Consider the following 25,103-nt stretch of genomic DNA (forward strand, 5'->3'; position numbering starts at 1 on the left):
CTCACCCGGTCAGGTGCGGGCCGAGCGCGAAGAGTGCCCGCTCGTAGTCGTCCCGGGCGAACTCGAAGGGGCCCAGGTCGCCGAGGTCCCAGTCGCGGTGGCCGGTGCGGAAGCCCGACCACCGCACGGTGTCGTGCATGACGACGACCTTCGCCGTGAGCGGCCAGCAGCCCCACTCCCCGCAGTCGCAACCGAGCAGGACCGTGTCGCCGTCCTCGAACCAGGTCGCGCGCGGTCGCCCGAGGTAGTGGTGGATGCTGCGGACGACGTACGGCGACAGGCCGCCGTACGCGCCGGCGAGGGACCGGTCGTAGGCGCGCTCGACCTCCGCTGCGAGGTCAGCAAGCGGGCGCCCGTTGACCGCGATGTCGATGGTCGTCGCGTCGCCCGTCCCGTCGACGGTGAACGCCACGGCGTCCCTGCGCTCCTCCTGCATTCGGACAGCATCGCGTCACCGGTTCGCGGGACGCCACTGCATTCCTCCCGTCCGGAGCGTCGGGCCCTCGTGCGATTGAGCAACAGGAAGGCTTCGGGGCCTTGGCTAGCCTCGACGGCGTGACCCTCCGTGACCGCCTCGGCGCCGAGCTGTTCAGCAAGGTGGCCGGCCCCGACGGCCCCCGCAACCGGCAGCGCGTCCACGGCACCCCCGGGCCGCGGTGGTTCGAGCCCGACTCCCCCATCGGCCGCGTGCACGGCGACGCCTCGATGTTCGTCGGCGGCATCCGCGCGGTCATGCTGCAGTCCCTGCACCCCGCCGCGATGCAGGGCGTCGCCGACCACTCGGGCTACCGCGGCGACATGTGGGGACGGCTGGCCCAGGTCTCCACCTACATCGCGATGACGACCTTCGGCGCCGAGCAGGACGCCCTGCGGATCATCGGCGCCGTGCAGCGCGCCCACGAGTCGGTGACCGGGACGATGCCCGACGGGACGCCGTACGCCGCCTCCGACCCGCACCTGCTCGGCTGGGTGCACGCCGCGGAGATCCACAGCTTCCTCGTCGCGCACGACCGATTCGGCCATCGGCCGCTGTTCGGACCGGAGCGCGACGAGTACGTCGCCCAGACCGCCGTCGCCGCCGAGCACCTCGGGGTGATCGGCGCACCGCGGTCCGAGGACGACCTGCACGCGACTCTCGCGGCGTACGGCACCGAGCTGCGCGGCACGCCGGCCGCCCAGGAGGCCATCCGCTTCCTGCTGCTGCACCCCGACCTGCCCCTGGCCGCGCGCCCGGGCTACCTCGCGCTGGCCTCGGCCGCCATCGGCCTGCTGCCCGCGGACGCACGTCGTGAGCTGCGGCTGCCGCCCGTCCCGCCGGTGACCAACCGGGTGCTCGGCGCAGCGGCCACCCGGACGATCCGTTGGGCGATGGCGTCGGGTCACGCCGAGGCGCGCGAGCTGCAGCGGGCGACCCAGCAGTGAGCCTCGCCGACCGCTGGCCGCTGCCCGACCACCACGCGGTCCGCGACGCGCTCCTGGCCGCGTGGGACCGCCCGGGCTACCACGACCTGCGTCACCTCGAGGAGGTGCTCGACCGCCTCGACGTGCTCGCAGCGGCGGGGGTCGCGTTCGACGCGACCTCGGTCGGCCTCGCCGCCTGGTTCCACGACGCCGTCTACGACGGGGCCGACGACGACGAGGAGCGGTCGGCCCGGTGGGCCCGACGTGCCCTCCCGGCGGCGTACGCCGACGAGGTGGCGCGGCTGGTGCGGCTGACCGTCGACCACTGTCCGGCCGACGACGACATCGCCGGCGCGGCGCTCAGCGACGCCGACCTGGGCGTGCTGGCCGCACCCCGGGAGCGCTATGACGCCTACGTCGGCGGGGTGCGGGAGGACTTCGCGCACGTCGGCGACGACGACTTCCGAGCCGGTCGCGCGGCGGTGCTCCGCGACCTCGTCGTCCGTCCGCACCTCTTCAGCACCCCGCAGGCACGCGGGCTCTGGGAGGTCGCGGCACGCGCCAACCTGCGGCGCGAGCTGGACGAGCTCGACGCCGGTTGACGCGGCTCAGCGGTCGTTGAGCTGGAGGTAGACGGTGTAGCGGTCGTGGCGGTAGCAGGTGCGGGAGACCTCGACGATGCGGCCGTCGGAGACCGCGCGGCGGGCGTGGCGCAGCACCGGGTCGCCCTCCTCGATCTCGAGGACCGCTGCCTCGTCGGCACTCGCCCGGTCGGCACTGATGGAGTCCTCGACCTCGGTGGGGCGCAGGCCGCGGGCGGCGAGCGCCTCGTAGAGGCTGGTGGGCGTGCCGTGCTGGAGGAAGCCCGGCAGCAGGACCTCGTTGAGGTAGGCGTCCTCGACGCACACGATGGCCTGGTCGGCCCGACGCAGGCGGCGCCAGTGGAGCACGGGGTCGCCGGGCGAGATGTCGAGCGCCCTCGCGACTCCGGGACCGGCCTGCTCGACGCGGGCGAGCAACGTCTGCGACTCCGGCAGCATCCCGCGGCGGCGGATCTCCTCGGTGAACGACGTGAGCCGGCCGGCCGCCCTGGGCGGCTGCGCGACGAAGGTGCCGCGACCGGGGATCCGCTCGAGCAGCCCCTCCGCGACGAGCGCGTCGAGGGCCTGGCGCACGGTCATCCGTGCCACGCCGAAACGCGCCACGAGCTCGCGCTCGGAAGGGGCGGCGGAGCCCGGCGGCTGGGACTCGATCAGACCCCGGACGTGCTCGCGCACCTGCACGTGCTTCAGCGCCCGCTGGCGCGGGACGACGAGGTCCACCGGTTCCATGCTCCTCAGGGTAGGACTGGGCTATACCGGCGGTCCGCAAATTGACCAAGCCTGTGGCGAAGCCTTGACGATTTCTTGATCTTCGAACGCGTGTTCGACTCATCGGCTACCATGGGCACCGTGGACTTCCAGACGTCCCTGTTCGCCGACGACACCGCGGGTTCCGTGGTGCTGTCGCCGGAGCGTCGCCACCTGTCGCACGGAGCGTGGGTCGACGTCCAGCGCAACTGGCTCCACGATCCCGACGCCGTCTTCTCCGCGCTCGTCGACGGTGTCCCGTGGCGTGCCGAGCGACGCGAGATGTACGACGCCGTGGTCGACGTCCCCCGCCTCGTGCACACCTACCTCGCCGACCACCCGCTGCCCCACCGCGCCCTGACCGAGGCCAGGGACGCGCTCAGCCGCCACTACCTCCCCGAGCTGGGCGAGCCGTTCGTGACCGCCGGCTGCTGCTACTACCGCGACGGGCGCGACTCCGTCGCGTGGCACGGCGACACGATCGGCCGGGGTCGCACGGCCGACACGATGGTCGCGATCGTGAGCGTCGGCGACCCCCGCCGGCTGCTGCTGCGCCCGCGCGGCGGAGGTGCGTCGACCGCGCTGACCATGGGTCACGGCGACCTCGTGGTGATGGGCGGGTCGTGCCAGCGCACCTGGGAGCACGCCGTGCCCAAGGTCGCCCACTCCGGACCGCGGATCTCGGTGCAGTTCCGCCCGCTCAACGTCTTCTGAGCCGCCTCACCGCCGCCTCAGCAGCCGCCACAGCAGGACCACGAGGACGAGCGCGGCGAGCGCCGGTCGCCAGTAGGTCCGCGCCAGCACCGGCAGCACCGCGCTGCCGAGGTCGAGCGCCTCGGGCTCCCGTGGTGCGGCGGCAGGTCCCGGTGGAGGCTGCGCCACGCGCGGCGCCGGTGCCGCTGGGGGCGCCGCAGCCGCTCCCGTCGGGGGCGGGGCCGGTGGCGTCTCCGGTGCCGTTGGGGCCTCCGCGACCTCCAGGACCTCCGCGACCTCCGGGGCCGCGAGCCGCTGCTCGAGGCAGCTGACGAACTGTCCGAGCAGCTTGTCGGAGACGTCCTGCATCACCCCGCGCCCGAACTGCGCGGGCTTGCCGGTGATGGCGAGGTCGGTCTCCACCGAGACGTCGGTCGAGCCGCCGGCCTCGGCCATCGAGACGGTGACCTTCGCCCCCGCTGTGCCGTTGCCGCGCTTGTCCTTGCCCTTGGCGTCCACGACGAAGCGGTGGGCTTCGGCGTCCTTCTCGACGAACGTGCCGCTGCCGTTGTACTGCAGCGCGATCGGTCCGAGCTTGACCTTCACCGACCCGGTGAAGGACTCCTCGTCGGCCTCCGTCACCTGGGCGCCCGGGAAGCACTCGGCGACGGAGGCGATGTCGTTGAAGTGGGCCCAGGTCTCCTCGACGCCGATCGGGACGGTGAAGCGGTGGTTGAGCTCCATGCCTAGGCGCCCGCCGCCTTGAGGACCGCCCGCCCGGTGAGCACCCGGGCGAGGTGCTGGCGGTAGTCGGCGGCGCCGTTGAGGTCCGAGGGCGGGTTCGTCCCGTCGGCAGCCAGCTGCGCCGCCTCGCGTACGCCGCCCTCGGTCGCCGTCGCGCCCGCGAGCGCCTGCTCGGTGGCAGTCGCCCGGAGCGGGGTGGAGCCCATGTTGGTCAGCCCGACCCGGGCCTCGTCGATCGAGCCCTTCACCGTCGCGGCGACGGCGACGATCGGCCACTGGTGGGCCACGCGCACGAACTTCTCGTAGTGCGCACCCCAACCGGTGTGCTTGGGGATCCGCACCTCGGTGAGGATCTCGTCGTCACCGATCGCGGTCTCGAAGAGGTCGACGAAGAAGTCCGTGGCCTCGACCGTGCGGGTGCCCCCCGGGCCGGCGATCACGAACTGCGCGCCGAGTGCGAGCGCCGGGGCACCGAGGTCGCCGGCCGGGTCGGCGTGCGCGAGCGCGCCGCCGAAGGTGCCCCGGTGCCGGATCTGCGAGTCCGCGACCTCCGCGGCGGCCTTCGACAGCAGCAGGGCGTGCTCCTTGACCAGGCTGTCGTCGCGCACGTCGTGGTGCGTGGTCATCGCGCCGATCACGAGGGCGTCCCCGTCGTCCCGGATGCCGCGCAGCGACGAGATGCCGCCGAGGTCGATGACGACCTCCGGAGCATTGAGCCGCATCCGCAGCACCGGCAGCAGGCTCTGCCCTCCGGCGAGGATCTTCGCGTCGTCCCCGTGCTCGCCGAGGGCGGCCAGCGCCTCCTCGACCGACGTGGGGGCGAGGTAGTCGAACTTCACCGGGATCACTGGCCTGCTCCGTCCGTGCTGTCCTGGTTGAGGGCGCCCTCCTGGAAGTGCGGCATCGCGTCCGGCGGGGTCGCTGCGTCGCCGTCGTTGGCATGGATCGCCCGCCACACGCGCTCGGGCGTGCACGGCATCTGGATGTCGTTGACCCCGAGGTGGCGTACGGCGTCGACGACCGCGTTGACGACCGCCGGCGTGGAGGCGATGGTGCCGGCCTCGCCGACGCCCTTGGTGCCCAGCGAGTTGGTGGTGCACACGCTCGGATCGTCCACGTGGACGACGTCGAAGGAGATCGTGTCGGCGGCCGTCGGCAGGAGGTAGTCGACGAACGAACCGCTGACCAGCGTGCCGGACTCGTCGTGGACGGCCTCCTCCCACAGGGCCTGCGCGATGCCCTGCACCAACCCGCCGTGCACCTGCCCGGCCACGATGAGCGGGTTGATGATCGTGCCGATGTCGTCGCAGCAGGTGTACTTCCGCATCTTCACCGCACCGGTCTCGGTGTCCACCTCCATGGCGCACAGGTGCGTGCCGTGGGGGTAGTTGAAGTTGACGGGGTCGTAGGTCGCCTCGGCGTCGAGGCTCGGCTCCATGTCCTCGGGGTAGTTGTGGGCCGCGAAGGCTGCCGTCGCGAGCTCCTGGATCGCGACGCCCTGGTCGGTGCCGCGGACGGTGAACCGTCCGCCGGAGTAGTCGAGATCGTCGGCGCTGGCCTCGAGCAGGTGTGCCGCGAGGTGCTTGGCCTTCTCGACGACCTTGTCGACCGCCTTGACCAGGGCCTCCCCGCCCACGACGAGCGACCGCGAGCCGTAGGTGTCGAGGCCCTTGTGGGAGATCTGCGTGTCGCCGTGCAGCACCTCGACGTCCTCGAAGGGGACGCCGAGCCGGTCGGCGACGATCTGGCTGAACGCCGTCTCGTGGCCCTGCCCGTGGGCGCTGGCCCCGGTGACGATCTCGACCTTGCCGGTGGCCAGCATCCGCACGCTCGCGTGCTCCCAGCCACCCGCGCCGTAGTCGAGGCTGCCGAGCACCCGGCTGGGTGCCAGGCCGCACATCTCGGTGAAGGTCGACACCCCGATCCCGAGCTGCACCCGGTCGCCGCGCTCGCGCCGCTCCCGCTGCTCCGCGCGCAGCGCGTCGTAGCCGAAGGACGCCTTGGCCTTGGCGGTCGCCGCCTCGTAGTTGCCGGTGTCGTACTCCAGGCCCGCCACCGTGGTGAACGGGAACTCCTCGTGGGTGATCCAGTTGCGCTCACGGATCTCCAACGGGTCGACCCCGACCTCGGCTGCGAGCTCGTCCATCAGCCGCTCGATGGCGTACGTCGCCTCCGGCCGCCCGGCACCACGGTAGGCGTCGGTCCAGGTGCTGTTGGTCAGCACCGTCTGGCACTCGAAGCGGTAGGCGGGGAACTTGTAGATGGCGTTGAACATGAAGGCGCCCAGCACCGGCACGCCGCCGCCGATGATGGAGATGTAGGCGCCCATGTCGGCGTCGAGGTGCACCTTGAGGCCGGTCACCTTGCCGTCCTTGTCGGCGGCCAGGGTCAGCGTCTGCACCTGGTCGCGACCGTGGTGGCCCGCCACGAGGCTCTCGCTGCGGGTCTCGGTGTACTTCACCGGCTTGGCCAGCCGCCGCGCAACCGCCCAGGCGATCCACTCCTCCGGCGTCGTCTGCAGCTTGCCGCCGAAGCCGCCGCCCACGTCGGGAGCGATGACCCGGATCTTCGACTCGGGCACGCCGGTGGTGGCCGCCAGGGCGAAGCGCAGGATGTGTGGGATCTGGGTCGCCGACCACATGGTGATCTGCTCGCCGGTCGGGTCCACCACGACGCTGCGCGGCTCCATGAAGGCGGGGATCAGCCGCTGCTGGCGGTACTCGCGCTCGATCAGGATGCCGTTTCTGCGCGCCTCCTCGATGGCCGCCTCGGCGTCACTGCCGGTGCCGGCGTCGTTGGAGTCGAAGACCCACAGAGCCGACTTGTTGGTGCCGAGGTCGGGGTGGGCGAGCACCTCGTCCTTGAGCGCGTTCTTGATGCCCAGCACGGCGGGCAGCTCGTCGTACTCCACGTCGACGAGCTCGGCCGCGTCGCGCGCCTCGGCCGCGCTGCGCGCGACCACCACCGCGACGACCTCGCCGGCGAAGGCGACCCGGTCGGCCGGCATCGGCGAGTGCACCGGCGCCTTCTGGTCGGGCGTGATCGGCCAGGCGTTGATGTTGACGCCGAGCTCCTCGCCGAAGTCCTTGCCGGTCAGCACGGTGACCACGTTGGGCGAGGCCTTGGCGTCCGCGACGTCGATCGAGGTGATCGTGGCGTGGGCGAAGGGGCTGCGCACCATGGCGAGGTGGAGCATCCCGGGGAGGGTGATGTTGTCGGTCCACCGGGTTCGGCCGGTGATCAGCCGCTGGTCCTCCTTGCGGCGCCGGTCGCGGCCGATCTCCTTCTCGTCGGCGGGACGGTCCTGGGTGGCGGTCATGCCTTCGCCCCCTCGGTGGAGCCGGCGGCGTGGAGGACGCTCTTGACGATGTTGTGGTAGCCGGTGCAGCGGCAGAGGTTGCCCTCCATGCCGAGCCGCACCTCCTCCTCGCTCGGGTGCGGGTTCTCCGCGAGCAGGTCGACCGCCTGCATGATCATGCCCGGGGTGCAGAAGCCGCACTGGAGGCCGTGGCACTCCCGGAAGGCCTCCTGGACGGGGTGCAGCTCGCCCTCGGCCGCGTCGGCAAGACCCTCGATGGTGGTCACCGTGCGGCCGTTGGCCTGCACCGCGAGCACGTTGCACGACTTCACGCTCGTGCCGTCGAGGTGGACGGTGCACGCCCCGCAGTTCGAGGTGTCGCAGCCGATCACGGTGCCGGTCTTGCCGAGCTTCTCCCTCAGGTACTGCACCAGCAGCATGCGGGGCTCGACGTCGTCGGAGACCGCGGCCCCGTCGACGGTGAGTTCGATCTTGGTCATGCGGCGCCTCCGGGCGTGTGAGGTGGGTCACTCGACGCCGACGCTAGGCCGGGGCGGTTGGCAGCCGGTTGGTCGGTGCCTCAGCGCAGGCTGGCGAGCCGCCCCTTCAGCAGGGGCGCGACCGGGTGGTGCACGGGCAGGGCTGCGAGGCACGCCTCGACCACGGCGGTGTCGTAGGGGGCGAGCTCGCTGTAGCGCAGCACGGCGTCGGCGTCCGGGTGCGCCAGCAGGGCCTCGCGGACGCTGACCGCGAGGTAGTCGCCCATCTGCACGAGGGCGGGCGAGTCGGTGCCGGGGAGCAGGTCGCCGCCGTAGGCGCGGACGGCGGCGCGCACGTCGCCTCGCCGGAGCAGCCGCTGCACCTCCTCGACGTCGGTGGACACCGGCATGGTGAGGCGGTAGGGACGCGAGGAGAGCTGCCCCGCCAACGCGGCGCGCAGGTGCGAGACCTCGGCCTTCAGCGTGGACGTGGTCACGGACGCGTCGCCGTAGAGCAGCGCGTGGAGGTGCTCGACCGAGAGGCCGGAGGGGTGGAGGGCGAGGAGCGCGAGGATCTCGGTCTGGCGCCGGTTGAGGAGCAGCCGCTGTCCGTCGAGCCACACCTGGGCGGTGCCGAGCAGGGTGAGGGTGAGGCCGGGCTCGGTCGGTGGGGCGTCGCCCGCCAGCGTCGTACGACGGTCGGCGGGGAGCGCGCTCTCGATGAGTCGCGCCATCACGCGCGCCGTGGCGAGCCCGATGGGGTGGGTGCGGTCCCAGGTCGTCGACAGGTCGATCACGCCCAGCGACCGGCCAGTGACCGGGTCGAACACGGGGGCCGCCCAGCACACCCAGTTGTGCACCACCTCGGCGTAGTGCTCGGCGCTGAACACCATCGACGGGGCGCCGGTGCGGCCGGCGATGGCGAGGGCGTTGGTGCCGACGCTCTGCTCGTCCCACCGACCCCCGGGGACGAAGTTCACGCTCTCGGCCTTGCGGCGCATCACCCGCCCGCCGTAGGTCCAGAGGATGCGGGTCTCGTCGTCGGTCACCGCGACGACCAGGTCGCCGTCCTCGGCGGTACGACGCAGCTCGTCCTGGACCCGCGACACCGCGGTCTGCAGGGGCGAGGCGGCCCAGAAGTCGGCCGTGTCCGACTCGTCGTCGAGCGGCGCCTGGGCCACCCCGGGCGACACCACGCCCGACAGCTCCCAGCTGCGGAGGATCTCCGGCCGCACCGCGTCGGCGTCGCCGGCCTCGACGAAGCGCGTCCAGGCGCGGACGGCGTCCACGCGTCGGGCGTGCAGGTCATCGCTGGTCATGGCGGCTCCCGGTCGGTCGCGGCCAACCTAGCCCGAGTGTGACCGGCACAACAGGGAAACCGTCAGCAGGTCGGCCGGAGGCCGGCCGGAGATCGGGTCACGGCGGCGTGGCGCCGCACGGCTCAGCGGGTGCGCGCGAAGGTGGCGACGATGCCCGGGTGGTCGGTGACCAGCTTGCGGTGCGACTCGAACGAGTCGATGCGGTAGGCGGATGCGCGCTCACCCATGACGTAGTCGATCCCCGACCCACCCTTGCGACCGCTGTAGTTCGTCTCGAGCCCGAGAGGTCGGGTGATGCGTCCCTTCACGAGGTGGTCGCCCGTGTCGCGGTTCTCGGTGACGTTGCAGTCGCACATCGCGACGAACTGGTGCGCGTCCGGGGCGTCCTCCTTGAGGAAGCGGATCCGACTGGCCATCCGCCACATCGCCTGGACCCCACCGCGGTTGCCGTAGTTGGGACCGCCCGTGCGGCGGTTGTGCAGGTGGTTGGGCAGGTGGAAGCTCACGGCGCGGATCGTGTGGCCGGTCCTCCGGTGCCGGAGCACCGCCACGACGCCGTACTGGTCGTGGGCGATCTGACCGGTCTGCCTGCGCCACGTCTTCCCGGTCAGGAGGGCGGACCAGGTCTTCTCGAGCTCCCAGACGTCCTTGTCGAAGGCGATCGGGTTGTCGTCCGTGCCCGTCGGGCCCTTCGGCATCAGCAGCGTCCACGACTTCGGCAGGGACGCGCGCAGCGCCGGGCGGCTGAACAGGCGCTCCTGGAACCCGATCACCGAGGCGTCACTGCTCAGCACCCGCCCGATGTCGTGGCGCATGCCCGCGACCCGCATCCCCTTCTTGAGGTTGAGCGTCGCGACTGCGAACTTCTTGCCGGAGGTGAACGCCTTCCGCTCCTGCGTGCGCTCCTTGTCGCCCGCCTGTGCCGGCGCACTGCCGAGCGTCAGGCCGGTGAGCAGCAGGACCGCCGCGACGAGAGCGGCGGTCGGTCGGACGAGGGCACGGGGAGACACAGGGAGCGAAAACATCCGAAGGACCATAAGTGAGGGGCGCCCGACGGGCCAACTCGGGGGTTGTGGTACGCCGCTCGCGGAGGAGCGTCCCAGCGACCGTCACGGGACCCGCCTCGAGGGTCAAAGAGAGGTGGACCCCGTCGTGAGTTCGGCGAAGGAGAGGACGGGCCGGAACCGTCCACAACCGGTGGATCGCCCCGGCGCCGCTGTCGGTGGTGATCCGTAGACTCGAACACATGAGCGAAGCGTCGGCAGGGCGGGTGGCAGGTGGGGTCGAGGACCTCACCGCCTCCGACCTGCTGCGTGCGATCCGTTCCTCGCGCGAGGTCGAGCACGCCGAAGCCGCCCGCCAGCTCGTCCTCGCCGCGGCGTGGGCTGACCTGCACCCGCCGGAGTCGATCCACGACGCTGCGTCGTTCACAACGCAGGGTTGTGAGCACGAGGAGCCGATCGCGGGTGAGGGTGCACCGTTGGTGGCGGAGTTCTGTGTCGCCGAGCTCGGCGGCGTGCTCGGGATGTCGTCCACGGCGGCGAAGAAGCTGATCGGTCAGGCGTTGGAGCTGCGTCACCGCCTGCCCCGGTTGTGGGCGCAGGTCCACGCCGGCCGGGTGCCGGCGTGGCAGGCCCGGGCGGTTGCCGAGGCCACCATCCACTCCTCGCCCCCGTTGACGAGTCAGGCCGCGGGCTTTGTGGACGCGCAGGTGGCTGCCGTCGCCGGTCGGGTCGGGCCGGCGCAGCTGGACCGGCTGGTCGCGGAGGCGATCAAGCGCTACGACCTCGCCACCGCCGATCCGGCTGCGGATCCGGAGGACGGCTACCTCCACATCGACCCGCGCCACGTCACCATCGACACCCAGGACGTCCACTTCGCCGGCACCATGCGCATCGAGGCCGACGTCGACATCGCTGACGCCCTCGACCTCGACCGTGCGGTGGCGCACGGCGCCGAGACTCAGAAGGCGCTCGGGTCGACCGAGCCCCTCGACGTCCGTCGAGCCAAGGCCCTCGGCGACCTCGCCCGCACCCAGACCGCCCTCGACCTCGCCGGAACCGAAACCGACCCCCAGCGGCTGCCCGTGGCACGTGAGGTCGTCCTCCACGCCCACTTCGACGCCCACTTCGACGCCGGGTTCTCCGGCGACACCACCGTCTTCGGGCCCATCGGCCGTCTCGAGGAGGGCCAGCGACTCGTCCTGCTCGAGCAGGTCCGCTCCTGGTGCGCCGACTCGCGGACCAAGGTCACCATCAAGCCGGTCATCGACCTCAACACCCAGCTGGCCACCGACGCCTACGCGATCCCGGACCGGATCCGCGAACAGGTCGTCCTCCGCGACCGCACCTGCGTGTTCCCGTGGTGCACCCGACCCGCAAGACGGTGCGACGTCGACCACGTCATTCCCTACGACCATGACGCCGAGGCCGAGGGTCGGCTCCAGCCGGGTCCGACCCGGAGCGACAACCTCGCCTGCCTGTGCCGCTTCCACCACCGCCTCAAGACGCACTCGTCCTGGCGCTACCAGACGATCGCGCCCGGGACCTTCGAGTGGACCAGCCCGCACGGGCACCGCTACCGCCGCGACCACACCGGCACCAGCCCGATCGACGACCCAGGCCCACCGGGGCCACCCGACCCAGCCGACGTCGTACGCATCCCGCGACCCCGCCGACGATGACCCCGCCCCGCACCCCGCCACCCAACTGGTTGCGGGGCCGCTGGCACGTCCGGAGCCGTGAATAGGTGTCTCCCTGCCACGGGTGACAGGGAGTAGCCGCTCGGTTGCAGGCTCGGAGTATTCGGGCTCAGGGGACCGAGCGCGGCCAGCGCTGCCTGCGCCACCCCTCCCAGCTCCCGAATCCTGCCGGCGGGGCACCGACAGGTTCGCTGCCGTCGAGCTCCCCTCGGGTCGGGACGCTGATGACGTCAGCCCACTCGACGAGCGCCTCGTCGGACATGTGCCACGTCGTGTGCGGCTCGTCGGTCTGGCGCCGGTCAAGTCGTCTCCGCTGCTCCGGCGGCGGCAGCTCGAAGTAGCGCATCTCCACCGCCGCGCCGAGGTCGGCAGCAGCTTGGCGTAGCGCGGAGCGCTCGTCTCGAGCCCACAGGCCGAAGTCGATGACGACGTTGATACCGAGCTCGAGTGCGCGCAGGCCGATCTCGATGAGCCGTCCTTCGATCACGCCCGAGGCCGACGGCGGGTTTGCGTGGGCGTAGAGGGCCTTCACCCACTCGTCCTTCGTCAGGCGGAGAGCCTGTTGCTCGACCTCGATGCGTCGTGCTTCTGTCGTCTTCCCGGTTCCTGGCAGACCGACAGTCAGGAACAGGGTCGGTCGTGTCGTCATCGCGGTCTCAGTCGTCGTGGTGGATGCGCCCGCTGGTGGCGGCCAGCCGCTCCCCCGATCCGCCCCACTGGCGCGCGACGATCTCGGCCGCGATCGAGACGGCGGTCTCCTCCGGTGTCCGGGCACCGAGGTCGAGGCCGATCGGGGAGGACAGGAGCGCGAGCTCCTGCTCGGACAGGCCCGCCTCCACCAGCCGCGCCATCCGCTCGTCGTGGGTACGACGTGAGCCCATGGCGCCGATGTAACCGGGCCGTACGTCCTCGTCGAGGCGCAGCGCGACCTCGAGCAGCGGCACGTCGAACTTCGGGTCGTGGGTGAGGACGGCCAGGACGGTGCGACGGTCGATGCGCCCGGCGTCCAGCTCCGCCTGGAGGTAGCGGTGGGGCCAGTCGACGACCACCTCGTCGGCGCCGGGGAAGCGTGAGGTGGTCGCGAACACGGGTCGGGCGTCGCACACCGTCACGTGGTAGCCGAGGAAGGAGCCGACCTTGGCGACGGCGGCGGCGAAGTCGATGGCGCCGAAGACCAGCATCCGCGGCTTGGGGGCGAAGCCCCACACGAAGACCCGCATCCCCTCGCCGCGCCGCTCGCCGTCCGGGCCGTAGGTCAGCGTGGCGTTGGTGCCTGCCGCGAGCAGGCCGAGGGCGTCGTCGTGGACGGCCGCGTCCGCGCGCTCCGAGCCGAGGCTGCCGTCGGCGGGTGCGTGCGGGCGTACGACCATGCGCCGGCCCACCCACGAGGCGTCGGGGTGCTCGATCACGGTGGCGAGCGCGACCGGCCGCCCGGCCTCGATGTCGGCCGCCACCTCGCCGAGCTGCGGGAAGGTCTCGCGCGAGACCCGCTCGACGAAGACGTCGAGGATGCCGCCGCAGGTCAGCCCGACAGCGAAGGCGTCGTCGTCGGAGACGCCGTAGCGCTCCAGCACCGGCTCGCCCGACGCGACCACCGACTGCGCGAGGTCGTAGACCGCGCCCTCGACGCAGCCGCCCGACACCGAGCCGACGGCGGTGTCGTCGGGGCCCACCAGCATCGACGCCCCCGCCGGACGCGGGGCGGAGCGGAAGGTCGCGACGACGGTGCCGACGCCGATGGTCTCGCCGGCCTCCCACCACTGCAGGAGCTCGGGCAGCACGTCACGCACGGGCGATCACCTCCGTCAGCTCGGCGAAGGTCGCGAGCGAGTGCCCGGCGAGGAAGTCGTCGCAGTGCGGCAGCGCCGCCACGACCCCGCCCTGCAGGGGTTCGTAGCCCGCCTTTCCGCGGTGGGGGTTGACCCACACCACCCGGTGGGCGATCCGCTGCAGCCGCTCCATCTGCTCGCCCAGGAGTCCGGCATCGCCGCGCTCCCAGCCGTCGCTGAAGACGACGACCACGGCTCCGCGCGCCATCCCCCGCTGGCCCCAGCGGTCGAGGAAGAACCGCAGCGTCTCGCCCAGCCGGGTGCCGCCGGACCAGTCGGGCACCACGTCGCCGGCCGCGACGATGGCGCGGTCGGCGTCGGGGGTCTGCAGGGCGCGGGTGACGTGGGTCAGTCGCGTGCCGACCGTGAACGTCTCGACGGTGCCTCCCGACGCCCGCGCCGAGCGGGTCAGCCGGTGGGCCAGGCGCAGCAGCGCGTCGGCGTACGACGTCATGGACCCGCTCACGTCGACGAGCAGCACCACCCGGCGCGGGCGGGTGCCGCGCCGCCGCCAGGCGATCTCGCCGGGCTCGCCGAGGTGGCGCAGCGAGTTGCGCAGGGTGCGCGGGGCGTCGAGCTCGCCGCGGTGCCAACGCCGGTGCCGGGCCGTACGACGCACCGGCGGGTGCAGCGAGAGACGGACGAACATCGCCGCGAGACGCCGCCTCTCAGCGGTATCGAGGGAGGCGACGTCGCGGTGCTGGAGCACCTCGGCCTCCGACGCCATCGCGCGCAGCACGTCCTCCTCCTCGGTCTCCCCCGCTCCCCCGGCCCCCTCGACCTCGGGGAGCAGGTGCGCGGTCGAGGGACGCGAGGCCTCGCGTTGCTGGGCGCGTGGCAACCCGTCGCGCGGGTCGAACCACGCCGCGAAGACCTGGTCGTAGCGGGCGAGGTCGTCAGGCGAGCCGCAGAGCGTGGCCCGCCCGGCCCAGTAGGTGGCCTGCCGGTCGTCGGCGCCGACGGCCGCGACCGCCGCGAGGAAGCCGTGAGCGCGGTCCTGGGTGACCGCCACGCCCGCGGCGCGGAGGGCGCGGGTGAAGCCGAGGAGCACCTCGTCAGCCTCGTGGAGCAGGGCACTCATCGCGAGAGCATCCGGTCGAGCGCGGCGCGCACGCGGTCGGCGTCCTCGCGGTACTTCAGCAGCGCACCGAGGGTGCTGGCCGCCGACGCCAGGTCCAGGTCGGTGGTGCCGAGGTAGGTCAGCGCACGGGCCCAGTCGAGCGTCTCGGCGACGCCGGGCGGCTTGAGCAGGTCGTCGCGCTGCCGCAGCTGCTGCACGACCCCGACGACCTGCCGGGCCAGCTCCTCGCTGACCTCGGGCGCCCGGGAACGGACGATCTCCACCTCGCGGTCGAGCCCCGGGTGGTCGATCCAGTGGTAGAGGCACCGGCGCTTGAGCGCGTCGTGCAGCTCGCGGGTGCGGTTGGAGGTCAGCACCACCAGCGGCGGCTCGGGTGCGGTGACCGTGCCGAACTCGGGGATCGTCACCTGCCAGGTCGACAGCACCTCCAGCAGGAACGCCTCGAACTCGTCGTCGGCGCGGTCGACCTCGTCGACCAGCAGCACCGCGGGCGCCTGCCGCAGGGCGGCCAGCACCGGGCGCGCGAGCAGGAAGCGCTCGTCGTACAGGCTCTTCTCGGCCTCGTCGGGATCGACCTCGCCACCGGCCTCGAGCGCCCGCAGGTGCAGGATCTGGCGCGGGAAGTCCCAGTCGTAGAGGGCCTGGCTGGCGTCGATGCCCTCGTAGCACTGCAGCCGCACCAGCGGCAGCTCCAGGCTCTGCGCGAGCGCCTCGGCGAGCGCCGTCTTGCCCGTGCCGGGCTCGCCCTCGAGGAGCAGCGGGCGCTGCATCCGCGCGGCGAGGAAGACGACGGTCGCCAGCTCGTCGTCGGAGAGGTAGCCGGTCGCGCCCAGCCGGGCCGCGACGTCGGCGGCGGAGTCCATCCCGTGCACCATGCGACTCAGGCTACGACCCACACGTTGGCCGGACGTTGGGTCAGCGGTGGTCCACGTCGGCGCCGGTCGCCAGGTCACCGCACTCGACCAGGTCGACGTCGTGCGCGGCCAGGTAGTCACGGGCCCCGCGGTCACCGGACGCGGACGCCACGACGTCCGCCCAGTGGTCGCGACCGAGCAGCACCGGGTGCCCCGGCACTCCGTCGTACGCCGCCCGGGCGAGGGTCGTTCGTCCGTGCGCGGCGTCGAGCACCCGGTCCACGACGGCGGCGTCGACGTCGGGGAGGTCGACGAGCGACACGAGCACGCTGTCGTGGTCGGTGCGGGCGAGCGCCTCGAGGCCCGCGCGCAGCGAGGCACCCATGCCCTCGGCCCAGTCGTCGGCGCGGATCCGGGAGACCGACATCGGCAGCAGCGCGGACGCCCGGCGGGCCTCGGCCCCGAGCACCACCACGATCTCCTCGCACGGCCGCAGGGCCTGCACCGCGCGCAGCAGCCAGGAGGTCCCGTCGTCGTCGCGGGCCAGCGCCTTGGGGCCGCCGAAGCGGCTTCCCTCCCCTGCGGCGAGCAGCAGTCCGACGGTCACCCGGGCAGCATCCCCGAGCCGTCCGCGGTTCTCAACCGACCAACGCCTGCCGGTCTCGGGACCTTGGGCCCGCGAGGTCGGGCCGTTGGGCCGCGGCACTCGAGCTCCCGCCCCCGGAGGCTGGACGCAGACCATCGCCCACCCCTGCGAGGAACCGCATGAGCACACGCACGCAGCCACCGCCCTCGGCCCGGCCCGGAGGTCGCGGCGCTCCGCAGCCTGCTGCCACCCGCTACCGCGTCGCGCGCTGGGTGGGCGTCGGCGTCCTCGCCGTCCTGGTGGTCGTCATCGTCGCGCTCCTCGCCCGCGACACCTCCTCGACCGACCCCGCGCCCAGGCCCACCGAAGGCATGGCGGCCCCGGCCGGGCTGACGCCTGAGGGGTCGATCGCGATCGGCGACGGACCGGTGACCGTCACTGTCTACTTCGACTACCTGTGCCCGGCCTGCGGCGCGTTCGAGGAGGCGAACGGCGACGCTCTCGACCGGATGCTCCAGGACGGCGACGTCACGGTCGAGCTCCGACCCATGGCCTTCCTCGACCGCCTCTCGGCGGGAACGGCGTACTCCACCCGCACGGCCAACGCCCTGGCGACGGTGGTGGACGCCGATCCGGGCAGCGCGTGGGCATTCCACCGAGCGCTGTACGCCGAGCAGCCGCCGGAGGGCGGCCCCGGGCTGACGGACGAGGAGATCGCCGACCTCGCGCGCAGCGTCGGGGTGCCGGACGAGGTCGCGGCCGAGCTCCCGGAGGGTCGCTTCGAGGCGTGGGTGGCGCAGCGCACGGAGCAGGCGTTCGCCGACGGCGTCGAGGGGACGCCGACGATCGTGGTGGACGGAAGGCTGTTCGAGGGCGACCCCTACCGGCCGGGCTCGCTGGCCGAGGCGGTCGAGCAGGCCGCTCCATGACCGCCCGGGGCTCATGGGCGGCCATGCTGTTCTGGTCGGTGGCCAGCCTCACGGCCTCGTTCGTGCTCGCGGTCGAGGCCGTCACCCTGGCCGGCGACCAGGACGCGGTCTTCACCTGCGACGTCAACGCCGTCGTCAGCTGCGGCACCGTGGGCAGCTCGTGGCAGGCATCGGTCTTCGGCTTCCCCAACGCGTTCCTCGGGCTGGTCACCGAGCCCGTCGTGATCACGCTGGCCCTCGCCGGGCTCGCGGGCGTGCGGTTCCCGCGCTGGCTGATGCTCACCGCGCAGGTGGGTTACACGCTGGGTCTCGTCCTGGCCTACTGGCTGCTCCACCAGGCGGTCTTCCACATCGGAGCGGTGTGCCCGTGGTGCCTGCTGGTGACCGTGGCGACCACGTTCGTCTTCGTCGAGATGACGCGCATCAACGTGCTCGAGAAGAACCTGCCGCTGCCCCGGGCGCCGCGACGGTTCCTCGAGGAGGTCGTCCGGCACCGGCTCGACCTGCTGGCGGCCGCCGTGTGGCTCTGCGGGGTCTTCCTGCTGCTGGTGGTGCGCTACGGCGACGCGCTGTTCGCCTGACCCGCGGTTCCGGGACGCAGACCGCTCAGGCGCCCGGGACCCCGTGCAGGCCGACGGTCAGCAGCACCGCTGCGTCCTCGAGCGCCTCGAGGTCGTGCCGGGTCGGCGGGATCTCGACGTGGTCCCCGGCCGCGCCGTCCCAGGTCTCCTCGCCGGCGTGCAGCCTGACCCTGCCGTGCAGCACCTGCAGCGTCGCCTCGCCGGGGCTCTCGTGCTCGCCCAGCCGGCGGTCCGCGGCGAGGGCGATGAGCGTCTGGCGCAGCACGCGGCCCTGCCCACCGTGGAGGGTGTGGGCACTGCGTCCGGCGCTGCTGCGGCGGGCCTGCGCCAGGTGCTCGTCCACCAGCGCGGCCAGTGAAGTCGTGTCCATCGTCATCCTCCGTGATCTGTCGTGGCGGTCAGCTCACCCGGTCCCAGCCGCGACGCGGAGCCGCGTTGCCCAGCGGCCGGTCGTCGCGGGAGCGGTAGACGACGTAGGGCCGGGTCAGGTAGCCGACGGGCGCGGAGAAGACGTGCACCAACCGGGTGAACGGCCAGAGCGCGAAGAGCGCGAACGCGACGAGGGCGTGCAGCTGGAAGCCGATCGGGGCCTCGGCCATCAGGTCGGCGTCGGGCTGGAAGGCCAGGAACGAGCGGTACCAGACCGAGACGCCCTCGCGGTAGTTGTACTCCCCGCCCAAGCTGAAGATCGAGCCGGCGATGGTGTTCCACATGCCCAGCACGATGGCCGCGCCGAGGAAGGCGTACATGACCTTGTCCATCGGCGTCGTGGCGGAGAAGACGGGGCCCACCGTGCGGCGGCGGTAGACGAGGATCGCCATCCCCACCAGGGCCACCACCCCGGCGACGAGGCCGCCGATGACGGCGACGTAGTGGTAGAGGTGGTCGTCGATCCCGACCGCCTCGGTCCACGACCGCGGGATGAGCAGCCCGATGACGTGCCCGCCGACCACGCCGAGCATGCCGAAGTGGAACAGCGGCGAGCCGAGCCGGAGCAGGCGGTCCTCGTAGAGCTGCGAGGAGCGCGTCGTCCAGCCGAACTTGTCGTAGCGGTAGCGCCAGACGTGGCCGACGACGAACACGGCCAGGCACAGGTAGGGGACGATGACCCAGAGGAAGACGTTCATCGTGGGGCTCCTACGGGGATGGTGGCGGACGAGATGAGGGCGGGACCCGACGCCAGCCCCGATGCCAGGGCCGGGTCGGCGGCGTAGCCGGACAGCCCGACCTCCTCGGCCGGCGGGCCCTGCTCGACGAGGCGGCGTACGGCGTCGGCCTCGTCGCCGGCGAGCTCCGGGAGGGTGCCGCACAGGGCCAGCAGCGCCGGGGCCCATGGCGACCCGGTGGAGCCGTCGTCGTTGCGCCAGCCCGTGAGCGCCAGGCGGAGCATCTCCACGCCGGCCCGGTGCTCCAGGAGCAGCGACCAGGCGATGTCGGCGTCCACGGTGGCGCCGAACTGCAGCACGGCGCAGAGGTGGTCGGGCAGCTCACCGAGGTCGTCGTCCCACTCGACCCCGCCGCGACGGTAGGCGTCCTTGAACTGCACGAGCGCCGCTCCCCGCCGCCGGGTGTCGCCGAAGGCGAAGTAGGTCAGGTAGAGCGCGCACTTCCTGGTGTGGTCGAAGGTGGCGACGTAGTCCTGCTGGAGCCGTGCCAGCGGCGTGCTCCGCACGTGGTCGAGCAGCGGGGTGAGGTGCGGGTGCCCGGGCACCAGCGCGGCGAGGTCGTCGAGGGAGGCGAGCAGCTCCTCGGTGGGGTAGTCGAGCAGCGCGGAGCACACGGCCCAGGTGCGTACGGCCTCCTGGTCGGGTCGGGCCGTCCGGCGTCGGAGCCTCATGCGCCTCCCCCGTCGTTGCGTGGCGGGAACAACCCGTCCGGGGTGCCCTTGCCGTCCCAGTTGAGGAGGTTGACCCGCGACGCCTTGTCGTCGGGCGAGGCGACCGTGTCGGCGGTCTGGCGGTCCTGCAGCATCCGGAAGTTCTCGACCGCGACCGGGGTGGGGTAGCCCGACCCCTCGCCGAACAGGTCCTGCTGCCCGCCGCCGTAGTCGCTGACGGGGCACTCCGTGGCGAGCTCCTCGAGGGCGTGGGCCTGCTCGGCGTGCGCCGCGGGGATGACGTAGCGCTCGGCGTACTTCGCGATCGCGAGCAGGCGGAACATCTCGTACATCTGCTCCCCGGTCATGCCGACCGCCGCCGGGATCGACTCGTCGGGGTCGCGGCCGAGGTTGATGTCGCGCATGTAGGACCGCATCGCCGCGAGCTTCTTGAGCACGCGGTCGACGGGGACGGTGTCGCCGGCGGTGAAGAGGTTGGCGAGGTACTCCACGGGGATGCGCAGGGTGTCGATGGCGGCGAACAGGTTGCCCCGGTCCTCGGCGTCCTCGCCCGTGTCGCGTACGACGTCGACGACCGGCGAGAGCGGCGGGATGTACCAGACCATCGGCATCGTGCGGTACTCCGGGTGCAGCGGCAGCGCGACCTCGTAGGTGTTGATCAGCGCCCACACCGGCGACTTCTTCGCCGCCTCGATCCAGTCGCCCGGGATGCCGGCCTGCTCGGCCGCCCGCTGCACGGCGGGGTCGTGCGGGTCGAGGAAGCAGGCGCGCTGGGCGTCGTACAGCGCGTGCTCGTCCTCGATGCTCGCCGCCTCCAGCACCTTGTCGGCGTCGTAGAGCACGAGGCCGATGTAGCGCAGCCGGCCCACGCACGTCTCCGAGCACACGGTCGGGATGCCGACCTCGACGCGGGGGTAGCAGAAGGTGCACTTCTCGGCCTTGCCGGTCTTGTGGTTGAAGTAGACCTTCTTGTAGGGGCAGCCGGAGACGCACATCCGCCAGCCGCGACACCGGTCCTGGTCGACGAGGACGATGCCGTCCTCCTCGCGCTTGTAGATCGCGCCGCTGGGGCAAGACGCCGCGCACGAGGGGTTGAGGCAGTGCTCGCAGATGCGCGGCAGGTAGAACATGAAGGTCTGCTCGAACTCGAGCTTCACCTTGTCCTCGATGCCCTTGAGCATCACGTCACGCGCCGCGTGCTCCTGCGAGCCGCCGAGGTCGTCGTCCCAGTTGGCCGACCACTCGACGTTCATGTCCTTGCCGGAGATCAGGCTCTTGGGCCGGGCGACCGGGAAGGTGTCGGTCTGCGGCGAGCTGGTGAGCGTCTCGTAGTCGTAGGTCCACGGCTCGTAGTAGTCGTCGATCGAGGGCAGCTTGGGGTTGGAGAAGATGCTGAGCAGCTTCTTCACCCGCCCGCCGGCCTTGAGCGCCAACCGCCCGTTGGGCTTGCGGATCCACCCGCCCTGCCACTCGTCCTGGTCCTCGTAGGTCCGGGGGTAGCCCAGGCCCGGCCGGGTCTCGACGTTGTTGAACCAGACGTATTCCGTGCCGGCCCGGTTGGTCCAGGCCTGCTTGCAGGTCACCGAGCAGGTGTGGCACCCGATGCACTTGTCGAGGTTCATCACCATGGCCATCTGAGCCATCACGCGCATGTCGTCGTCTCCTCTTCCGGCTCAGTACTCGACCGGCGCGGTCCGTTTGCGGATCATGGTCACTTCGTCTCGGTTGTTGCCGATCGGGCCGATGTAGTTGAAGAAATAGGCCAGCTGGGCGTAGCCGCCGACGATGTGGTTGGGCTTGAGCAGCACCCGGGTGAGGCTGTTGTGGATGCCACCCCGTTTGCCGTCGCGCTCGGTCAGCGGCACGTCGATCAGCCGGTCCTGGGCGTGGTGCATGTAGACGGTGCCCTCCGGCATCCGGTGACTGACGATGGCCCGGGCCGCGACGACGCCGTTGCGGTTGACCATCTCGATCCAGTCGTTGTCCTTGATGCCGACCTTGGCGGCGTCACGGTCGGAGACCCACACCGACTGGCCGCCGCGCGACAACGAGAGCATGAAGAGGTTGTCCTGGTACTCCGAGTGGATCGACCACTTGTTGTGCGGCGTGAGGTAGCGGACCGAGACGCCGAGCTCGTTCTGCTCGCCGATCGGCGCCTCCCCGAAGAGCTCGGTCATGTTGAGCGGTGGCCGGTAGACCGGCAGTGCCTCGCCCATGCCGAGGAACCAGTCGTGGTCGACGTAGAACTGTTGGCGACCGGTCAGGGTGTGGAACGGCTTCTTGCGCTCGATGTTGATGGTGAACGGGCTGTAGCGCCGGCCTCCGGACTCCGATCCCGACCACTCCGGCGAGGTGATCACCGGCACCGGCTGGACCTGGGTGTCGGCGAAGGTGATCTGCTTGCCCTCGTGCTCGGCGGCCAGGTCGTGCAGCTGCATGCCGGTGCGCTTCTCGAGGAACCTGAAGCCCTGGGTGGCCAGGTGGCCGTTGGAGACCCCGGCCAGGTGGAGCATCGCGTCGGCCATCTGGACGTCGGTCTCGACCTTGGGCTGGCCGTCGCCGGCACCCCCGTGCACCACGCCGTTGCGGGTGCGCAGGATGTCGACCTCGCGCTTGACGTCGTAGGCCACGCCCTTGGTGAGCATGCCGACCTTCTCCAGCAGCGGGCCGATCGACGTCATCTTCTCGTACACGGCGGCGTAGTCGCGCTCAGCGACCGCGATCACCGGCATCGTCTTGCCCGGCACCGGCTCGACCTCACCGGTCTTCCAGTCCTTCACGACGCCGTGCTCGGTGGCCATCGCCTCCGGGGTGTCGTGCCACAGCGGCTTGGCGATGACGTCCCTGCGGGTGCCGAGGTGGTCGGCGGCGAGCTCGGAGAACTTCTTCGCGATCACCTTCCACGTGTCCCAGTCCGACTTCGTCTGCCACGGCGGGGCGATCGCCGGGTTGAACGAGTGGACGAAGGGGTGCATGTCGGTGGTGGAGAGGTCGTGCTTCTCGTACCACGTCGCGGCCGGCAGCACGACGTCGCTGAAGATCGTCGACGACGTCATCCGGAAGTCGATCGTCATCAGCAGGTCGAGCCTGCCCTCGGCTGCCTTCTCCGCCCACACGACGTCCGTCGGACGCTGGTCCGGAGGCGCCTCCACCGCTGTGGCGGCCGAGTCGGTGCCCAGCAGGTGGCGCAGGAAGTACTCGTTGCCCTTGGCCGAGGAGCCGAGCAGGTTGGAGCGCCACAGTGACAGGACCCGCGGGTGGTTGTCCTCGTGCTCGGGGTCCTCGACCGCGAACCGGAGGCTGCCCTCCTTGAGCTGCTGGGCGACGTACGCCGGCGCCTCCATGCCGGCGGCCTCGGCGTCGTCGGCCAGCTGCAGGCTGCTGCGGTCGAACGTGGGGTACGACGGCGACCACCCGAGCCGGACCGACTGGGCCAGCAGGTCCATCATCGTCCTCCCGGCGAAGACGCCCGTGCCGGAGTCGAGGTCGTCGGCGCTGAAGCCGTCGTAGCGGTACTGGGAGGTGTTCACGTACCAGTAGGCCGTCTGGTTCATGTGGCGCGGCGGCCGGTGCCAGTCGAGGGCGAAGGCCATGTGCTGGAAGCCCATGATCGGGCGGATCTTCTCCTGCCCGACGTAGTGCGCCCAGCCACCGCCGTTGCGGCCCTGCGTGCCCGTGATCGTCGTGAGCAGCAGGATCGCGCGGTAGATCTGGTCGGAGTGGAACCAGTGGTTGACGCCGGCTCCGAGCAGGATCATCCCGCGACCCTCGGTGTCGATCGCGTTGTGCGCCCACTCCCGGGCGAGCCTGACGACCTGGGCCGCAGGGACGCCGGTGTGCTGCTCCTGCCACGCCGGGGTCGCCGGCACGGCCGGGTCGTCGTAGCCGTGCGGGTCGGACTCGCTCGCGCGCGGCCACGTGCCGGGCAGCCCGTCGCGGGCGACGCCGTACTGGGCGAGCAGCAGGTCGAGGACCGTGGTGACCACGCGGTCGCCGACGCGCGCGACCGGCACGCCGCGACGCTCGTGGACGACCTTGCCGTCGGCGGCGTCGAAGCGCGGCAGCTCGACCTCGACGGCCTCGCGGGTACCGCCCTGGTGGTCGCGGTACATGCTGAGCGCCGGGTCGATGTCACCGAGCTCGAGGTTCCAGCGGCCCACACCCTCCTCGCCGAACCGGTCCCCGATCGAGCCCTGCGGGATGCGGACCTCGCCCGTGGCGGCGTCGATCACGGCCGGCTTCCACATGGCGTTCTCGCTCGTCCCACCGAGGTCGCCCTCGACGAGGAACTTGCCGGGGCGGTGGCTGCCGTCCGCGGTCGGTTCGAGGCAGACCAGGTGCGGCAGGTCGGTGAACTGCTTGTTGTAGGACTCGAAGAACGGCGTCGTGGCGTCGGCGAAGAACTCCTTGAGCACGACGTGGCCCATGGCCATCGCGAGGGCGCCGTCGGTGCCCGGGGCGGGACTGACCCACTCGTCGGCGAACTTCACGCTCTCGGCGTAGTCGGGCGCGACGGCCACGACCTTCTGCCCGCGGTAGCGGGCCTCGGTCATCCAGTGCGCGTCGGGAGTGCGGGTCATCGGGACGTTGGAGCCCCACATCATCAGGTAGCCGGCATCCCACCAGTCGCCCGACTCGGGCACGTCGGTCTGGTCGCCGAACATCTGCGGCGACGCGTTGGGCAGGTCGGCGTACCAGTCGTAGAACGACAGCATCGGTGCGCCGATCAGCTCCAGGAAGCGCGCGCCGGAGGCGTACGACACCGGCGACATCGCCGGGATCGGCGAGAAGCCTGCGATCCGGTCGGGCCCCCACCGCTTGACGGTGTAGACGTGCGCGGCGGCGACGATCTCCACGACCTCCTCCCACGACGCCCGCACCAGACCGCCCTTGCCACGCGCCTTCTTGTAGAGCCGGGCCTTCTCCTCGTCCTGCACGATCGAGGCCCAGGCGACCACGGGATCACCGTGCTGCTGCTTGGCGGCGCGGAACATCTCCAGCAGCACGCCGCGCACGTAGGGGTACCGCACCCGGGTGGGGCTGTAGGTGTACCAGCTGAACGCCGCACCGCGTGGGCAACCGCGCGGCTCGTACTCCGGGCGGTCCGGCCCGGCACTCGGGTAGTCGGTCTGCTGCGCCTCCCAGGTGATGATCCCGTCCTTGACGTAGACCTTCCAGGAGCACGAGCCGGTGCAGTTGACGCCGTGGGTGGAGCGCACCACCTTGTCGTGGCTCCAGCGGTCGCGGTAGAACACGTCGCCCTCGCGGCCACCCCGCTTGTGCAGGGTCCGCTGGTCCTCGCTCACCTCCGCCTTGGTGAAGAACCGGCGGCTGCCGATCAGTGCCGACGTCAGCGAGCTTTCGAGGGGCATGGAGGTCCTCCGGGCAGGTTCGAGGCGGGGCCGGCCCTGTCGACCCTAGA

24 protein-coding genes are annotated in these 25,103 nt (G+C 71.8%); 6 read left to right on the forward strand and 18 right to left on the reverse strand.

The window, feature by feature from the left end:
* Window position 1: 1 nt before the first annotated feature.
* Window positions 2-436, reverse strand: a complete 435-nt coding sequence (locus tag HOO61_RS23115; RefSeq protein WP_172262239.1) for a hypothetical protein — start codon at window positions 434-436, stop codon at window positions 2-4.
* Between the two features lie 119 nt (window positions 437-555).
* Between HOO61_RS23115 and HOO61_RS23120 the strand changes: the two genes are divergently transcribed.
* Together HOO61_RS23120 and HOO61_RS23125 are read left to right on the forward strand one after the other, a co-directional pair.
* Window positions 556-1,422 (forward strand): oxygenase MpaB family protein, encoded by an 867-nt coding sequence (locus HOO61_RS23120; protein ID WP_367650289.1) that lies wholly within the window; start codon window positions 556-558, stop codon window positions 1,420-1,422.
* Window positions 1,419-2,003: a hypothetical protein gene (locus HOO61_RS23125; RefSeq protein WP_172262243.1), complete on the forward strand. Its 585-nt coding sequence runs from the start codon at window positions 1,419-1,421 to the stop codon at window positions 2,001-2,003. The genes HOO61_RS23120 and HOO61_RS23125 overlap by 4 nt, the downstream gene beginning before the upstream one ends.
* A 6-nt stretch (window positions 2,004-2,009) precedes the next feature.
* On the opposite strand, the gene HOO61_RS23130 is transcribed toward HOO61_RS23125, so the two are convergent.
* Entirely contained in the window at window positions 2,010-2,732 is a 723-nt protein-coding gene (locus HOO61_RS23130) for a GntR family transcriptional regulator (RefSeq protein ID WP_172262245.1), read from the reverse strand.
* 120 nt (window positions 2,733-2,852) lie between these two features.
* Here HOO61_RS23130 and HOO61_RS23135 point away from each other — a divergent pair, with 120 nt between their 5' ends.
* Entirely contained in the window at window positions 2,853-3,464 is a 612-nt protein-coding gene (locus HOO61_RS23135) for an alpha-ketoglutarate-dependent dioxygenase AlkB (protein WP_367650290.1), read from the forward strand.
* A gap of 6 nt (window positions 3,465-3,470) precedes the next feature.
* Here HOO61_RS23135 and HOO61_RS23140 read toward each other — a convergent pair whose 3' ends face one another.
* From HOO61_RS23140 to HOO61_RS23165, 6 genes are all read right to left on the reverse strand, one after another.
* On the reverse strand, window positions 3,471-4,187 hold the full coding sequence (locus HOO61_RS23140) for an SRPBCC family protein (RefSeq protein ID WP_172262249.1): 717 nt from the start codon (window positions 4,185-4,187) through the stop codon (window positions 3,471-3,473).
* 2 nt (window positions 4,188-4,189) lie between these two features.
* Window positions 4,190-5,035 carry a xanthine dehydrogenase family protein subunit M gene (locus HOO61_RS23145; protein WP_172262251.1) on the reverse strand — a complete coding sequence of 282 codons (846 nt, stop codon included), beginning with the start codon at window positions 5,033-5,035 and terminating at the stop codon, window positions 4,190-4,192.
* On the reverse strand, window positions 5,032-7,506 hold the full coding sequence (locus HOO61_RS23150; protein WP_172262253.1) for a xanthine dehydrogenase family protein molybdopterin-binding subunit: 2,475 nt from the start codon (window positions 7,504-7,506) through the stop codon (window positions 5,032-5,034). Before HOO61_RS23150 ends, HOO61_RS23145 begins: the two co-directional genes overlap by 4 nt.
* Complete coding sequence (locus HOO61_RS23155) at window positions 7,503-7,985, reverse strand: (2Fe-2S)-binding protein (protein ID WP_172262255.1); 483 nt, start codon at window positions 7,983-7,985, stop codon at window positions 7,503-7,505. Before HOO61_RS23155 ends, HOO61_RS23150 begins: the two co-directional genes overlap by 4 nt.
* A gap of 80 nt (window positions 7,986-8,065) precedes the next feature.
* A complete protein-coding gene (locus HOO61_RS23160; protein WP_172262257.1) occupies window positions 8,066-9,283 on the reverse strand; it encodes a transcriptional regulator in 1,218 nt (405 codons plus the stop codon).
* Window positions 9,284-9,405: 122 nt separating this feature from the next.
* A complete protein-coding gene (locus tag HOO61_RS23165; protein ID WP_172262259.1) occupies window positions 9,406-10,308 on the reverse strand; it encodes a hypothetical protein in 903 nt (300 codons plus the stop codon).
* 221 nt (window positions 10,309-10,529) lie between these two features.
* Between HOO61_RS23165 and HOO61_RS23170 the strand changes: the two genes are divergently transcribed.
* Window positions 10,530-11,966: an HNH endonuclease signature motif containing protein gene (locus tag HOO61_RS23170; RefSeq protein WP_172262261.1), complete on the forward strand. Its 1,437-nt coding sequence runs from the start codon at window positions 10,530-10,532 to the stop codon at window positions 11,964-11,966.
* 127 nt (window positions 11,967-12,093) lie between these two features.
* On the opposite strand, the gene HOO61_RS23175 is transcribed toward HOO61_RS23170, so the two are convergent.
* From HOO61_RS23175 to HOO61_RS23195, 5 genes are read right to left on the reverse strand one after another with little or no spacing between them, the layout of a single operon-like run.
* Window positions 12,094-12,633, reverse strand: coding sequence for an ATP-binding protein (locus tag HOO61_RS23175; RefSeq protein WP_172262263.1), 540 nt, complete (start codon window positions 12,631-12,633; stop codon window positions 12,094-12,096).
* 7 nt (window positions 12,634-12,640) lie between these two features.
* Window positions 12,641-13,774: an XdhC family protein gene (locus tag HOO61_RS23180; protein WP_172262265.1), complete on the reverse strand. Its 1,134-nt coding sequence runs from the start codon at window positions 13,772-13,774 to the stop codon at window positions 12,641-12,643.
* Window positions 13,767-14,894, reverse strand: a complete 1,128-nt coding sequence (locus HOO61_RS23185) for a VWA domain-containing protein (protein WP_172262267.1) — start codon at window positions 14,892-14,894, stop codon at window positions 13,767-13,769. The genes HOO61_RS23180 and HOO61_RS23185 overlap by 8 nt, the downstream gene beginning before the upstream one ends.
* Window positions 14,891-15,757, reverse strand: a complete 867-nt coding sequence (locus tag HOO61_RS23190; RefSeq protein ID WP_172262438.1) for a MoxR family ATPase — start codon at window positions 15,755-15,757, stop codon at window positions 14,891-14,893. Before HOO61_RS23190 ends, HOO61_RS23185 begins: the two co-directional genes overlap by 4 nt.
* 52 nt (window positions 15,758-15,809) lie before the next feature.
* A complete protein-coding gene (locus HOO61_RS23195) occupies window positions 15,810-16,355 on the reverse strand; it encodes an NTP transferase domain-containing protein (RefSeq protein WP_367650292.1) in 546 nt (181 codons plus the stop codon).
* Between the two features lie 158 nt (window positions 16,356-16,513).
* Here HOO61_RS23195 and HOO61_RS23200 point away from each other — a divergent pair, with 158 nt between their 5' ends.
* Both HOO61_RS23200 and HOO61_RS23205 read left to right on the forward strand, forming a co-directional pair.
* The gene (locus HOO61_RS23200; RefSeq protein WP_172262271.1) at window positions 16,514-17,263 is read left to right on the forward strand and encodes a thioredoxin domain-containing protein; all 750 of its coding nucleotides are present in this window, start codon (window positions 16,514-16,516) and stop codon (window positions 17,261-17,263) included.
* Entirely contained in the window at window positions 17,260-17,844 is a 585-nt protein-coding gene (locus tag HOO61_RS23205) for a vitamin K epoxide reductase family protein (protein ID WP_172262273.1), read from the forward strand. Before HOO61_RS23200 ends, HOO61_RS23205 begins: the two co-directional genes overlap by 4 nt.
* Window positions 17,845-17,869: 25 nt before the next feature.
* On the opposite strand, the gene HOO61_RS23210 is transcribed toward HOO61_RS23205, so the two are convergent.
* Genes HOO61_RS23210 through HOO61_RS23230 form a run of 5 tightly spaced genes read right to left on the reverse strand, consistent with a single transcriptional unit; the run spans window position 17,870 to window position 25,053 of the window.
* Entirely contained in the window at window positions 17,870-18,214 is a 345-nt protein-coding gene (locus HOO61_RS23210; RefSeq protein WP_172262275.1) for a cupin domain-containing protein, read from the reverse strand.
* Window positions 18,215-18,242: 28 nt separating this feature from the next.
* A complete protein-coding gene (gene narI / locus HOO61_RS23215) occupies window positions 18,243-18,971 on the reverse strand; it encodes a respiratory nitrate reductase subunit gamma (protein ID WP_172262277.1) in 729 nt (242 codons plus the stop codon).
* Window positions 18,968-19,681, reverse strand: a complete 714-nt coding sequence (gene narJ / locus HOO61_RS23220) for a nitrate reductase molybdenum cofactor assembly chaperone (protein ID WP_172262279.1) — start codon at window positions 19,679-19,681, stop codon at window positions 18,968-18,970. Before narJ ends, narI begins: the two co-directional genes overlap by 4 nt.
* Entirely contained in the window at window positions 19,678-21,333 is a 1,656-nt protein-coding gene (gene narH, locus HOO61_RS23225; protein WP_172262281.1) for a nitrate reductase subunit beta, read from the reverse strand. Before narH ends, narJ begins: the two co-directional genes overlap by 4 nt.
* 21 nt (window positions 21,334-21,354) lie before the next feature.
* The gene (locus tag HOO61_RS23230) at window positions 21,355-25,053 is read right to left on the reverse strand and encodes a nitrate reductase subunit alpha (protein WP_172262283.1); all 3,699 of its coding nucleotides are present in this window, start codon (window positions 25,051-25,053) and stop codon (window positions 21,355-21,357) included.
* Between the last annotated feature and the right edge of the window lie 50 nt (window positions 25,054-25,103).

The organism is Nocardioides sp. zg-1230 (assembly GCF_013155335.1).
Classification (GTDB): domain Bacteria; phylum Actinomycetota; class Actinomycetes; order Propionibacteriales; family Nocardioidaceae; genus Nocardioides.